The following is a 12,873-nucleotide window of genomic DNA, read 5'->3' as shown; positions in this document are numbered from 1 at the left end:
ACTGGCGCAGGGTCGCAACCCGTTACGACAGATGCGCCAAGACCTTCCTTTCCGCCGTCGCACTCGCCGCAACCGTCCTGTTCTGGCTTTGACGATCAATGAGTCTGGAGCCTAGGAAATGGTGTCGAGCTTTGAACAGCCGTGCGTCGCCATCCGCCTGCACGCCGTGGCGATTGAACGTATCCAGCAGCCTGACGGCTTCCAGAGACATTGAGCTGTTAATTTCTTTCGTGCCGGTCGGTTCTTCGATGCCGATCAGGCCGCAGAAATGACTTACAATTGAAGAGTTTGGAAAATCCTCCCGTCGAAACCGGTAAAGTTTCGGAGCCGGGTCGTCAAACAGTTCGAAGTATTTTTCGAACCGCGAGCGGTAATTCGGATGTGGCACATCCGTGATCTTCGCGCCGCTCTTGATCAATTCCTGAGTCTCTGAAGACACGAAGCTCACGGGGTCTCGCACATATGCGATGACCGTGATCCGATTGCAGTGCTGTTTCAGGAGCTCGCGGAAGGACTCGACTTCGTCCTTCTCCAGATAGCAAAGATCTTCTCCTGAAATGATCAGTTTCCTTCGATCTTTATCAAGTTCCGCCAGAAGCTGCTGCTTCCACATCCCGGCGTTCTTCAAGACATCATCCTCGCTGACGCCGCGCCTGCGATGAATGTGATACGATGCCCGAGACTCCGAAAAGATCGTGTAAATCGGGATGGAATGGTTCTCGTGGTGCAGGTGGGCATACCGGATCTCACCGTCGTCATAACGGTTCAGGCTGGACTGGATGGACGTCGATCCGGTCTTGTGCATGCCGATATGAAGGACGATTTCATCGATCGGCATGTTCAGGCGTCCGGGTTGTGTTGAGAATCGTCATCGTCTGTCGTTTCAAACTCGAGTCAGAGGTGAAGGCCGCAGGCGATCGACCCGAACCCGAACTGGCCCGCCTCGATCGGTCGGTCCGGCGGCCGCCCGGGTGCATCACTGGCGTTCGCGCTCCGGCTGGAATGGCCGGCATAGCGGTTCCAGGCCGGGAATCCCATCGTCGTATCACCTCCGGAGCCGGAGGCGGTCGACAGGGCGATGCGAGCGGCGTTCTCCAATGTGGCATCCAGACCAAACCTCCAACTTTTCGGCCGCTATCTCAAGCACCAAGAAACAGTGCCCGCCCCGGAAACGGCGTCGCCTCGTGTCTGCCCCCGAGCCCCCCGCTCGGGAGGTTCCGACGGCGCCAGCCACGCGGGCTTGTGCTCCGTTGCAACCGTCGGGCGCAACTGCAGTTGCGGTTCGTCATTGCACAGGGGGCGGCCGTGTGATCGGGTGCCGGTCGCGGAGGGCAGGAAGGAAAGGTCTTTCTTTGGGCGAAGGGCGCTCGGACGAAACCGGAGGCGTTGCTCCGGAAAAGCGGGACGGTTTCGCCGAAATGCTCCGTCGCGTGCGGCGCGATGGGCCCTTCCGCGTCACGTTCGTGCTCGTCGAGGGCTTCTCCATGATGGCCCTGAGTTCCGCGGTCGAGCCGTTGCGCGCCGCGAACCGTCTTTTGGGGACGCAGCGCTATGAATGGACGCTCGCGGCGGAAAGCGCCGGTCTCGTCGCCGCCAGCAACGGCATCGAGATCATGGCGCAGCACGGGGTGGACAGGGCCCCGGAAACCGACCTGACCGTTCTGGTGGCGAGCCTTTTCCCGATGGATTACCAGGCGCCGCGGACATTCGCATGGCTGCGGCGGCTCAAGGCCCGCGGGCGGCTTCTCGGCGCCATCAGCAGCGGGGCACTGCTGCTGGCCCGCGCCGGGGTTCTGCACAACACCCGGGTGACGATTCACTGGGAGACGGCGCGGGAGCTGGAGAAGGCGTTCCCGGATCTCGTCGTCTCGCAGGAACTCTATTGCTGGGATCGGGGCATCCTGACCGCGGCCGGGGGTGCGGCTTCGATGGACATGATGCTGGCGCTCATCACGCAGATCGACGGGGAGGATCTGGCGATCGATGTCGCGAACCAGTTCCTGCATGGCCCGATCCGCCCGTCGTCGCATGCCCAGCACGAGGACCTCCGCTGGCGGTTCCGGATCACCGACGAGCGGCTTCTCGCCGCGATCAACATCATGAGGCGCCGGCTGTCCGACCCGGTCCGGATCGCCTCGATCGCCGAACAGGTCGGAATTTCGGAGCGCCAGCTGGAGCGCCTGTTCCTGGCCGAGGTCGAGAAGCTGCCGTCCGAGTTCTACATGGGGCTCAGGCTGCAGGCGGCGCGGGGGATGCTCCTCGCCTCGACCGAGTCGCTCGAGACGATCGCCGAGCAGTGCGGGTTCTCGAGCCTCGGCCACTTCAGCCGCAGCTTCAAGGCGCGCTTCGGAGAATCGCCCTCGGTGGCCCGGCGGCGGCGTCCGCGCGGGCATGGCGGATTCGTGCAAGAGGATGGCGAAGTCCCGTAACGTCCAGCGAAACGGGGCGGCGTATCTCCCTAGCGAACCTGCCGAGGCGGACTGTCCGGCGGGTCGGGGGGAGAAATGGAAATACTCAGCTTCATCGCGAACAACTGGTCCGTGATCCTCGGCCTCGCGGCCGAGCATATCTGGATCGTCGCGGTGGCCGTGGGCCTGGCGATCCTGACCGGGGTGCCGATCGGCATCGCCATCACCCAGAGCAAGCGCGTGGCGGACGCCGTCCTCTACGTGGCGTCGATCATCGTCACGATCCCCTCGATCGCGTTGTTCGGCCTGATGATCCCGCTTCTGTCGACGATCGGGCAGGGGATCGGCTGGCTGCCCGCGGTCATCGCGATCCTGCTCTATTCGCAGCTTCCGATCGTCCGCAACACCTACACCGCCATCACCAATGTCGATCCGGCCCTGCGCGAGGCGGCGAAGGGAATGGGCATGACGCCGCTGCAGCGGCTCCTTCAGGTCGAGATTCCGATCGCCGTGCCGGTCATCATGGCCGGGGTGCGGACCGCGGTGGTGATGAACATCGGCGTGGCCGCCATCGCCGCCTACATCGGCGCGGGCGGGCTCGGTGTCCTGATCTCGCGCGGGATCTCGCAGACCGATCCGCGCCAGCTTGTCACCGGCGCGATCGCCGTCTCCCTCCTCGCCATGGCCGCCGACTGGGCGCTTCTGAAGCTGCAGAAGCGCCTGACCCCGGCCGGATTGAAACGCTGACGCGCTCCGACGAAGGACCACCCGAATGATCCGTCTCGAAGACCTCACCAAGACCTTCGCCACGCCGAACGGCCTCGTCGTGGCCGCTGACAAGGTGAACATGGAAGTGCCCACGGGCGAGATCTGCATCCTGCTCGGCCCGTCGGGATGCGGAAAGACCACCGCGCTCAAGATGATCAACCGGCTGATCGCGCCGACGAGCGGCAGGATCCTCATCAACGGCGAGGACACGTCGAAGCTGAACGACATCGAGCTGAGGCGGAACATCGGCTACGTCATCCAGCAGATCGGTCTCTTCCCGAACATGACGATCGAGGAGAACATCTGCGTCGTCCCGAAGCTCGTCGGCTGGGACATGAAGAAGGCCAAGTCGCGGGCGGCCGAGCTTCTCGACCTCGTCGGCCTTGATCCGCGACACTTCCTGCGGCGCTACCCCAAGGAGCTTTCGGGCGGTCAGCAGCAGCGGGTCGGCGTGATCCGCGCGCTCGCGGCCGATCCGCCGGTCATGCTGATGGACGAGCCCTTCGGCGCCATCGACCCGATCAACCGCGAGATCATCCAGGACGAGTTCCTGAAGATGCAGGCAGCGCTGAAGAAGACCATCATGTTCGTCAGCCACGACATCGACGAGGCGGTGAAGATGGGCGACAAGATCGCGATCTTCCGCGCCGGCAAGATCGAGCAGTACGACTCGCCCGACCGCATCCTCGCGCATCCCGCCAATGCCTTCGTCGCGGATTTCGTCGGCGCCGACCGGACGCTGAAGCGCCTGCGCCTTGTGACCGCGGAGGAAGTGGCCAGGGCCGACGCGGCCTCTGCCGCCCGCTCGGCCTCGGTCGCGGACGTGCGCCAGTCGCTGGCGTCGTCCGGCGAGCGGATCGCGGTCGTGATCGACGGCGACCATCACCCGGTCGGCTTCGTCACCGCCGACGAGCTTCAGGGCGCGTCCGGGCGGATCGGCGATTTCGCCCATCCGCTGCCGGCCAGCGTTCCGGTCCGGGCCGACCTGCGCGCCGTCGTCTCCGAGATGTTCGCCCACGACACGATGTGGCTCGCCTGCACCGACGACAACGGGCGCTATGCCGGGGTCGTGACGCAACCCGCGGTCACCGCCGCCTTGCGCGCGACCTATGGCGGCGCGAATGCCGGAGCGGCCTGAGATATGAGGCACGCAATCGCACAATCCATCGGCCTCGGGCGCGCCGCCATGCTGGCAGTGGGGCTGCTGGCCGGCCTCTGGGTGGCCAACTCGGGTCTATTGGACCAGATCATGGTCTATTGGGACGACATCGCCTTCCTGTCACGCCAGCACATGGTGCTGGTCGCCGCCTCGGGCGGCGCGGCCATCCTCGTCGGCGTCCCGGTCGGCATCTGGCTGTCGCGCCCCTCGGCCGAGCGCTACGCCGAGACCGTGATGCAGGTCTTCAACATCGGCACGACGATCCCGACGCTCGCGGTGATCGCGCTGTCGATGACCATTCTCGGCATCGGCTTCCCGCCGGCCTTCTTCGGCCTCTTCGTGGCGTCGCTCCTGCCCATCGTGCGCAACACCTATGCCGGGCTTCTGGCCGTGCCGTCTCACTTGAAGGAGGCGGCGACCGGCATGGGCATGACGCCCATCCAGATTCTGTGGCAGGTCGAGCTGCCGAACGCGCTCTATGTGATCTTCTCGGGGATCCGCACCGCGCTCGCGATCAACGTCGGCACCACGCCGCTCGCCTTCCTGATCGGCGGCGGCGGCCTCGGGGAGCTGATCTTCACCGGCATCGACCTGATGGACACCGGCATGCTGCTCGCCGGGGCCGTGCCCACCGCCATGCTGGCGGTGCTCGTAGACTTCCTGATGGGCCAGGCGCAGCTGCGCCTGATCCCGAAGGGCGTGAACCCGCTTCGCTGACGCGCGGCGATCCCATTCCAACGTGGAGAAGACGGAATGAACATGACTATCAAGACCGCCCTGACCGGACTGGCATTCGCCGGTTTCGCGATGACCGCCCAGGCGGCCGACATCGTCGTCGGCGGCAAGAACTTCACCGAGCAGCAGCTCCTCTCGTCGATCACCGAGCAGCTCCTCGTGGCCAAGGGCCACAGCGTCGACAACCGCGCCGGCATGGGCTCCGCCGCCGTCCGCGAGGCGATGGAAAGCGGCCAGATCGACGTCTACTGGGAATACACCGGCACCTCGCTCATCACCTACAACAAGGTCGAGGAGAAGCTGAACGCCGAGGACACCTATGCCCGCGTCAAGGAGCTTGACGCCGAGAAGGGCATCAGCTGGCTTGACGCCTCGGCCGCGAACAACACCTACGCGCTCGCCATGCGGGCGGCCGACGCCTCCGAAAAGGGGATCACCACGCTCTCGGAACTCGCCGCGGCGGTCAACGGCGGTCAGGAGATCTCGTTCGGGTCCAACGCCGAGTTCTACGCGCGTCCCGACGGGCTGAAGCCGCTCGAGGTCGCCTATGGATTCGAGTTCGGCCGGGCGAACGTCAAGCGGATGGATTCGGGCCTTGTCTACCAGGCACTGAAGGACGCGCAGGTCGATGTCGGGCTGGTCTTCGCCACCGACGGCCGCATCCCCGCCTTCGACTTCGTCGTCCTGAGCGACGACCAGGGCTACTTCCCGGCCTACGCGCTGGCGCCGGTGGTCCGCACCGAGGTGCTCGAGGCGAACCCCGAGCTCGGCGATCTCCTGAACCAGGTTTCGGCCAAGCTGGACGACGAGGTGATGGCCGCCCTCAACGCCCGCGTCGACGTCGAGAAGGTCTCGATCGAGAACGTCGCGGCCGACTTCCTCAAGGAAAACGGTCTCATCTGACAGGCTCCCTCCGGGAGGCGGACGCCGCCTCCCGGATCCCCCTTGTTTCGAAGGCAGGAAGATCATGTCGACCGCTCAGAAGATCAAAGTCGGCGCCGCGCAGTTCTCCAGCGAGATCGGCGACGTGGACGCCAATATCGACCGCCACCTCCACTGGATCGCCCGCGGACACGAGGCCGGGCTCGACTTCCTCGTCCTGCCCGAGCTATCGCTGACCGGGCATTACGGGCCCGACCGCCTGCTGACGGCGGCGATGACGCGCACCGATCCGCGGCTGATGCAACTCGCCGAGGCCGCAGGACCGATGGCGGTGTCCGTCGGCTTCATCGAGGAAGGGCCGGCCGCGCAGTTCTACAACGCGGCCGCGGTCCTGAAGGACGGCAAGCTCGTGCACCTGCACCGCAAGGTGAACCTGCCGACCTACGGCAAGCTCGAGGAAGGCAAGCACTACGCCTCGGGCCGCTTCGTCGAGACCTTCGGCCTCGCCGGGCGCTGGACGGCGGGCCTCCTGATCTGCGCCGACGTCTGGAACCCGGCGCTCACCCATCTGGCGTTCCTGCAGGGCGCGACGCTTCTCACCTGCCCGGTGAGTTCGGGCATCGAGGCCGTCGGTGCCGATTTCGACAATCCTGCCGGCTGGGCGCTGACCTGCCGGTTCTACGCGATGATGTACGGCGCGCCGGTCATCATGGCCAACCGGACCGGAACCGAGCACGACCTGCATTTCTGGGGCGGCTCGCGCATCATCGACCCGTTCGGCAAGGAACTGGCCGTCGCCGGAACCGAGGCGGAGCTGATCACCGCCGAGCTCGATTACGACGTGGTCCGCCACGCCCGCCACCTCCTGCCCACGGTCCGTGACAGCAACATCGCCCTCGTCCTGCGCGAGACGCAGCGGCTGGTGGAGACGCTGGGCGTCCCGGACTTCGTGCGCGAAAACCACTAGGGGCAACCGAGATGCACGACTTCTTCCTGAGCGACGAGGACCGCGCCTTCCGTGCCGAGGTGCGCGACTTCATGGCGCGCGAGCTTGGTCCCCGCGTGGACGCGATCGAGAAGGACCAGGACTTTTCTGTCCAGCTCGCCGTCGCGCGGGCTTTGGGCGAGGCGGGCTACCTCAAGGTCATGTTCCGCGACCTTTACAAGGGAAACCTTGGCAAGCCCGGCCTGACCCATGCGGTGATCGTCTCGGAAGAGGCCGCCTATCTGAACTACGCGTTCGAAACGACGATCGCGACGGCCCTGTCCTGCGCCTACCCGATCCACGCCCATGCCCGTCCGGCGCTGCGCGAGCGCTACCTGACGCCGATCCTCGAAGGCCGGGCGGTCGGCTCGATCTGCATGACCGAGCCCAATGTCGGCTCGGACAGCGCCGGCATGGAGACCCGGATCCGCTTCGACGAAAAGACCCGCGAATGGGTCATAGACGGCTTCAAGCGGTATATCTCGAACGCCTCGAAGGCCGATGTCTACATCGTCTGGGGCATCACCGATCCCGATGTCGCGCCGCAAAAGGGCATGACGGCGATCCTCGTTCCGGCCGGCACGCCCGGCCTCTCCTTCCCGCGCACCTATGAATTCATGGGCCGGCGCGGCTCGGTCGTCGGCGAGGTCACGCTGGAGAACGTCCGCGTGCCCGAGGAGAACCTCCTCGGCGAGGTCAACGCCGGTTTTCGCATCATGCTCGGTGCCTTCAACTTCGAGCGCGTGATCCTCGGCGGCTCCGGCCTGGGCGTCGCGCGGTCGGCCTTCGACCTCGCGCGCGACCATGCGCAGACCCGCGAGAGCTTCGGCCAGAAGCTCGGCCAGAAGCAGCTGATCTGGGACATGATCGCGCAGATGAGCTGGCGCATCGACGCGGCCGAGCTTCTCACCCACCGCGCCGCGAAGATGTATGACGCCGGGATCGACGGCAAGGAACTGATGCGCGAGGCGAGCCAGACCAAGCTGGTCGCGACCGAGACGGCGGTGTTCTGTTCCGACCGCGCGGTGCAGATCCTCGGCGGCGACGGGGTGACGCGGCAGTATGGCCGGGTCGAGCAGCTCTACCGCGACGCGCGGGCGCTGCCGATCGTCGGCGGGACGTCGGAAATGTGCAAATACCTGATCGCCGCGCGGGAAATGCCGGCGATCCGGCCCAATCTCTGACCCTTCGGAGGGGAAACGCGATGCATATCGCACGCCTGCTGGAAGCTTCCGCAGACCGCTACCCGGACCACCTCGCGCTGATCTTCGAGGACCGCCGCTGGACCTATGCCGAATGGCTCGGCCGGGTGCGCCGCTTCGCGCAGGCGCTCTCGGATCTCGGGGTCCGGCCCGGCGACCGAGTGGCGTTCTACGTCTCGACCTCAGAGAACTCGGTGACGACCTATTTCGCCTGCCAGATGCTGGGTGCCGTGGCGGTGCCGATGAACTTCCGCCTGTCGCCGGGCGAGGCGGCCCATATCCTGCAGGATTCCGGCGCCCGCGTTCTCGTCTATGGCCGCAACCTGACCGAGAACGCGCTGAAGGTCGCCGGGCAGGTGCGCTCGGTCCACGACTTCATCGGCTGCGCCTATGACAAGGCGAACATCCCCGACGGCCACCACCATTTCGACACGCTGGCCGAGGAGACCGTCGACCGGCACGAAACGCGCCCGATCCCCGCGAGCGACGCGATCTCCTCGCTGGTCTATACCTCGGGCACGACGGGCCGGCCGAAGGGCGTGATCCACACCCATGCCAACGACATCGCCATCGCGATGAACTGCGTGATGGAATACTCGCTCAGCCATGCCGACAGCGCGCTGCACATCGCGCCGCTCTACCATGTCGGGGGCATGCAGGCCTATTTCATCCCGCATCTCCTTGTCGGCGGCACCAATGTCGTGATCGGCCGCTACGAGGCGGAAAAAACGCTGGAGACCATCGCGTCCGAGAAGATCACCACGCTCTTCGCCGTGCCGACCCAGATCCAGGAGATGCTGTTCCACCCGCGCTTCGCCGAGTACGACGTCTCGTCGCTCCGGCTCATCACCACCGGCGGCGCGGCGATCTCGTCGACGACGATGGAGCGGGTGATGATGGAGTTCTGCCCCGGCATCTTCAACGGCTACGGCATGACCGAGGCGTCGCTGACTCTTGTCCTGCATCCCGAGGATGCGCTGCGCAAGCTCGGCTCCTGCGGCAAGCCGACGCTGATCTCGGAATGCCGGATTATCTCCGACGACCAGGGCCGTGAGGTGCCACCCTCCGAGACCGTCGAACAAGGCCGGATCGGCCAGCTCATCGTGCGTGGCGCGCAGGCGATGGAGGGCTACTGGAACAATCCGTTCGAGACGCAGAAGAAGCTGAAGGCGGGCTGGATCTATACCGGCGACCTCTTCAGCCAGGACACCGACGGGTTCTACTATTTCCACGGCCGCGCCGACGACATGATCGTCTCCGGCGGCGAGAACATCTACCCGCGCGAGGTGGAGGAGGCCCTATACCGCTGCCCCGGCGTGCAGGAAGCCGCGGTGGTCGGGCTCGCGGACGAGAAATGGGGGCAGGTCGTCACCGCCTTCATCGTGCGATCCGATCCGGCGCTGACGGCGGAGAAGCTCGACGCCTTCTGCAAGACGGGCGATGATCTTGCGCCCTACAAGCGCCCGAAACGCTACGAGTTCCTCGACGAGCTGCCCTTCAACCCGAGCGGCAAGGTGCTGAAGCGCGAACTCGTCGCCCGCTACAACCCGCCCGCGGCGGCATGACAGGAGTCCCGGACATGACCGACAAGCTGATCTACGAGCAGGACGGCCACGTTGTCACGCTCACCCTCAACATGCCCGAGGCGCGCAACCCGCTGACCGACCATGACCTCTGCGATGCGATCGTCGCCGCGATGGCGCGCATCTCGGCCGACCAGAGCGTGCGGGTGGCGATCCTGACCGGCGCGGGCAAGGCGTTTTCCTCGGGCGGCAACCTCAAGCACATGAAAGACAAGCAGGGCACGTTCGCAGGCGATGCGGTCGCGGTGAAGGACGGCTACCGGCTCGGCATCCAGCGCGTCGCGCGGGCGATGTGGGACTGCGAGGTTCCGCTGATCGCCGCCGTGAACGGCCCGGCTTATGGCGCGGGCTGCGACACGACCTGCCTGTGTGACATCCGCATCGCCTCGACCCGCGCGACCTTTGCCGAGAACTTCGTCAACGTCGGCCTGATCTCGGGCGACGGCGGTGCCTGGCTCCTGCCGCGCCAGGTGGGCCTCAGCCGCGCCGCCGAGATGACCTTCACCGCCGACCCGGTGGACGCCGAGACCGCGCTGGCCTGGGGGCTGGTGTCGAAGGTGGTCGAACCCGAGGCGCTGATGGACGAGGCCCGCGCGCTCGCCGCCCGGATCGCCCGCAACCCGCCGCGCCAGCTCCGCATGGCCAAGCGGTTGTTGCGCGAGGGGCTGAACACGCGGCTTTCCTCGGTGCTGCAGCTCGCCGCCGCCTATCAGGGGGCGTGCCACCAGACGGCGGACCACGAAGAGGCCGTCGACGCGCTTCTCGAGAAACGACCCGCCGCCTTCGACGGGCGCTGACCCGGCCACCCAACCCACAGGAGTTGAATTCATGTCCTCGCGCTTCATCGACTTCCTCCACCAGACCGACGCGTCGAGCCTGCCCGACGAGGTGCTGGACCTCGGCCGCCGCTGGCTTCTCGACCTGATCGGCGTCGCCGCCGGCGGGGCCGGGACGCGGATGTCGCGGATCATCCGCGACCACGCCGCCGGGCATTTCGGCCCCGGCGCCCGACGCGCACGGATCCTGTTCGACGGCCGCGCCGCCAGCCCCGCCGGTGCGGCGCTGGCGGGCGGCGTGACCATCGACGCGCTCGACGGCCATGACGGGCACAAGCTGACTAAGGGCCATGTCGGCTGCGGCGTCTTTCCCTCGCTGCTGGCGGTGAGCGAGGCCGAGGGCCGGCTCGACGACCGCGCCTTCCTCGCAGCGCTCGTCACCGGTTACGAGATCGGCACCCGGGCGGGCATCGCGCTCCATCGGACGGCGCCCGATTACCACACCTCGGGCGCCTGGGTGGCGGTGGCCGCCGCCGCGCTCGGCGCGCGCGTGCTCGGCCTCGACGCGGCGCAGAGCCGCGAGGCGATCGGGATCGCCGAGTATCACGGCCCGCGCAGCCAGATGATGCGCTGCATCGACCATCCGACGATGGTGAAGGACGGCTCGGGCTGGGGCGCGATGGCGGGCGTGTCGGCCGCCTACCTCGCCGCCGACGGCTTCACCGGCGCGCCCGCGATCACCGTCGAGGGTGCGGATGTCGCCGATCTCTGGGACGATCTCGGCACCCGGTGGCGGATCGCCGAGCAGTATTACAAGGCCTATCCGGTCTGCCGCTGGGCACAGCCGCCCCTGCAGGCGGTCCTGAACCTGCGCTCGGAGCACAAGCTCACCTCGGGCGATGTCGAACGGATCGAGATCACCACCTTCCATCAATCCCGGCGGCTTGCCACGCGCGACCCGAAGACCACCGAGGAGGCGCAGTATTCCACCGCCTATCCGACCGCCGTGGCGCTGGTGCGCGGCCGGGTCGATCCCGTCGACGTGGCCGAGGCGAGTTTCGCCGACCCCGAGATCCGGCGGCTCGCACAGTCGATGACCGTGACCGAAAGCGACGAGTACAACGCCGCCTTCCCCGCGCGCCGGATCGCCCATGTGGCGCTCGTGCTGAAGGACGGCCGCCGCTTGCAATCCGAGCCGACCGAGGCGCTCTACGATCCCGAGGCGCCGGTCGACATGGCGACGGTCCGCGCCAAGTTCCGCGCCTATGCCGGGCCGGCCCTGGGCACCGACCGCGCGGCGGCGATCGAAGCGGCGGTCGATCGGCTCGGTGACGGCGGCGGCATCGCGGGCCTGATCGAGCTGGTCCAGGCGCCGGCGGCGGAACCGGGCGACGTGGCAGCATGAGCGGACTTGTCCAGTACGAGGCGCGGGACGGCGTCGCCGTCCTGACGCTCGACCGGCCGGAGCAGCGGAACGCTGTCAATGCCGCGCTCGCCGCCGACCTGCGCGACGCCGTGGCGCGGTTCGAGGCTGACGACGCGGCGCGTGTCGGTGTCCTCGCCGGCGCGGGGCGGGTCTTCTGCGCCGGGATGGACCTCAAGGCCTTCCTCGGCGGCGAGCGGGACGCGATCCTGTTCGCAGAGAACCGCTTCGCCGGCTTCGTCGACGCGAAGCGCACCAAGCCGATGATCGCGGCGGTCAACGGCGCGGCCCTTGCCGGCGGGCTCGAGATCGCGCTGGCCTGCGACCTGATCGTCGCGGAGGAAGGCGCGGTCTTCGGCCTGCCGGAAGCGGGCATCGGCATCTTCGCCGTCGCGGGCGGCCCGTTCCGCCTCGCGCGGCGCATCCCGCCCGGCCGCGCGCTGGAGCTCGCGCTGACCGGCGCGTCCCTCGGGGCGGAGGAAGCGAAGGCGCTTGGCCTCGTGAACCGGCTCGCTCCGAAGGGCGAGGCCGTCGCCGTGGCGCGGGCGCTTGCGCAGGAGATCGGACGCAATGCGCCCCTCGGCGTCTCGGCGACGCTCCGGCTCACGCACGCGGCGCTGCTGGAACGCGATGCGGAGCTTTTCGCCCTGTCGGAAGAGCTCTGGCCTGCCGTCGCCGCGTCGCGCGATGCCGAAGAAGGACCACGCGCCTTCGCAGAAAAGCGGACGCCGAAATGGGCGGGACAATGACCCGATACGCCAAAGATAGGATCACCGGATGAGCGAGGCAGCGATGACCACCGAGAAACGGACCACGGGGCGCCGGGCCAGAGCCGCCCGCGGCGGAGGGGCGATCTCCCAGCTTGAATTCCGGGACGTCCAGAACCCCTACGCGCCGCTGGAACTCGCGACGCCCGATCAGGTCGAGGCGATCCACCGGACCTCGATGCGGA

12 protein-coding genes and 1 pseudogene are annotated in these 12,873 nt (G+C 67.1%); 12 read left to right on the top strand and 1 reads right to left on the bottom strand.

The genetic code is table 11. The features are described from left to right. Positions 1-92 (top strand): annotated as a pseudogene (locus OM960_RS24570) (IS5/IS1182 family transposase); the annotation flags it as partial. 802 nt (positions 93-894) lie between these two features. On the opposite strand, the gene OM960_RS24565 reads toward OM960_RS24570, so the two are convergent. Then, positions 895-1,098 (bottom strand): hypothetical protein, encoded by a 204-nt coding sequence (locus tag OM960_RS24565; RefSeq protein WP_264773830.1) that lies wholly within the window; start codon positions 1,096-1,098, stop codon positions 895-897. A gap of 332 nt (positions 1,099-1,430) precedes the next feature. On the opposite strand from OM960_RS24565, the gene OM960_RS24560 reads away from it, so the two are divergent. From OM960_RS24560 to OM960_RS24510, 11 genes are all read left to right on the top strand, one after another. Beyond that, the gene (locus tag OM960_RS24560; RefSeq protein WP_263335435.1) at positions 1,431-2,429 is read left to right on the top strand and encodes a GlxA family transcriptional regulator; all 999 of its coding nucleotides are present in this window, start codon (positions 1,431-1,433) and stop codon (positions 2,427-2,429) included. Positions 2,430-2,504: 75 nt separating this feature from the next. Then, the gene (locus OM960_RS24555; RefSeq protein WP_263335433.1) at positions 2,505-3,155 is read left to right on the top strand and encodes an ABC transporter permease; all 651 of its coding nucleotides are present in this window, start codon (positions 2,505-2,507) and stop codon (positions 3,153-3,155) included. 25 nt (positions 3,156-3,180) lie between these two features. Beyond that, positions 3,181-4,314, top strand: coding sequence for an ABC transporter ATP-binding protein (locus OM960_RS24550; RefSeq protein ID WP_264773829.1), 1,134 nt, complete (start codon positions 3,181-3,183; stop codon positions 4,312-4,314). Between the two features lie 3 nt (positions 4,315-4,317). After that, entirely contained in the window at positions 4,318-5,052 is a 735-nt protein-coding gene (locus OM960_RS24545) for an ABC transporter permease (RefSeq protein ID WP_264773828.1), read from the top strand. A gap of 42 nt (positions 5,053-5,094) precedes the next feature. Further along, entirely contained in the window at positions 5,095-5,973 is an 879-nt protein-coding gene (locus OM960_RS24540; protein ID WP_264773827.1) for a glycine betaine ABC transporter substrate-binding protein, read from the top strand. Between the two features lie 64 nt (positions 5,974-6,037). Further along, positions 6,038-6,919 (top strand): nitrilase-related carbon-nitrogen hydrolase, encoded by an 882-nt coding sequence (locus tag OM960_RS24535; protein ID WP_264773826.1) that lies wholly within the window; start codon positions 6,038-6,040, stop codon positions 6,917-6,919. An 11-nt stretch (positions 6,920-6,930) separates the two neighbouring features. Beyond that, a complete protein-coding gene (locus OM960_RS24530) occupies positions 6,931-8,121 on the top strand; it encodes an acyl-CoA dehydrogenase family protein (protein ID WP_264773825.1) in 1,191 nt (396 codons plus the stop codon). Positions 8,122-8,141: 20 nt separating this feature from the next. Further along, complete coding sequence (locus OM960_RS24525) at positions 8,142-9,704, top strand: class I adenylate-forming enzyme family protein (RefSeq protein ID WP_264773824.1); 1,563 nt, start codon at positions 8,142-8,144, stop codon at positions 9,702-9,704. Positions 9,705-9,718: 14 nt separating this feature from the next. Beyond that, on the top strand, positions 9,719-10,519 hold the full coding sequence (locus tag OM960_RS24520) for a crotonase/enoyl-CoA hydratase family protein (RefSeq protein WP_264773823.1): 801 nt from the start codon (positions 9,719-9,721) through the stop codon (positions 10,517-10,519). A 31-nt stretch (positions 10,520-10,550) separates the two neighbouring features. Continuing rightward, positions 10,551-11,903, top strand: a complete 1,353-nt coding sequence (locus OM960_RS24515; RefSeq protein WP_264773822.1) for an MmgE/PrpD family protein — start codon at positions 10,551-10,553, stop codon at positions 11,901-11,903. Next, complete coding sequence (locus tag OM960_RS24510) at positions 11,900-12,670, top strand: enoyl-CoA hydratase-related protein (protein WP_263335419.1); 771 nt, start codon at positions 11,900-11,902, stop codon at positions 12,668-12,670. The genes OM960_RS24515 and OM960_RS24510 overlap by 4 nt, the downstream gene beginning before the upstream one ends. Positions 12,671-12,873 lie beyond the last annotated feature (203 nt).

Source organism: Defluviimonas salinarum (genome assembly GCF_026013545.1).
Classification (GTDB): Bacteria; Pseudomonadota; Alphaproteobacteria; order Rhodobacterales; family Rhodobacteraceae; genus Albidovulum; species Albidovulum salinarum.
Note: the sequence above shows the minus strand (reverse complement) of the source record. Positions and strands in the feature narration are given on the sequence as shown.

What these genes read in the sequence shown, in the direction of transcription:
- OM960_RS24555 (WP_263335433.1), top strand. Translation starts at nt 2,505, where the DNA reads ATGGAAATACTCAGCTTCATCGCGAACAACTGGTCCGTGATCCTCGGC.
- OM960_RS24550 (WP_264773829.1), top strand. Translation starts at nt 3,181, where the DNA reads ATGATCCGTCTCGAAGACCTCACCAAGACCTTCGCCACGCCGAACGGC.
- OM960_RS24545 (WP_264773828.1), top strand. Translation starts at nt 4,318, where the DNA reads ATGAGGCACGCAATCGCACAATCCATCGGCCTCGGGCGCGCCGCCATG.
- OM960_RS24540 (WP_264773827.1), top strand. Translation starts at nt 5,095, where the DNA reads ATGACTATCAAGACCGCCCTGACCGGACTGGCATTCGCCGGTTTCGCG.
- OM960_RS24535 (WP_264773826.1), top strand. Translation starts at nt 6,038, where the DNA reads ATGTCGACCGCTCAGAAGATCAAAGTCGGCGCCGCGCAGTTCTCCAGC.
- OM960_RS24530 (WP_264773825.1), top strand. Translation starts at nt 6,931, where the DNA reads ATGCACGACTTCTTCCTGAGCGACGAGGACCGCGCCTTCCGTGCCGAG.
- OM960_RS24525 (WP_264773824.1), top strand. Translation starts at nt 8,142, where the DNA reads ATGCATATCGCACGCCTGCTGGAAGCTTCCGCAGACCGCTACCCGGAC.
- OM960_RS24520 (WP_264773823.1), top strand. Translation starts at nt 9,719, where the DNA reads ATGACCGACAAGCTGATCTACGAGCAGGACGGCCACGTTGTCACGCTC.
- OM960_RS24515 (WP_264773822.1), top strand. Translation starts at nt 10,551, where the DNA reads ATGTCCTCGCGCTTCATCGACTTCCTCCACCAGACCGACGCGTCGAGC.
- OM960_RS24510 (WP_263335419.1), top strand. Translation starts at nt 11,900, where the DNA reads ATGAGCGGACTTGTCCAGTACGAGGCGCGGGACGGCGTCGCCGTCCTG.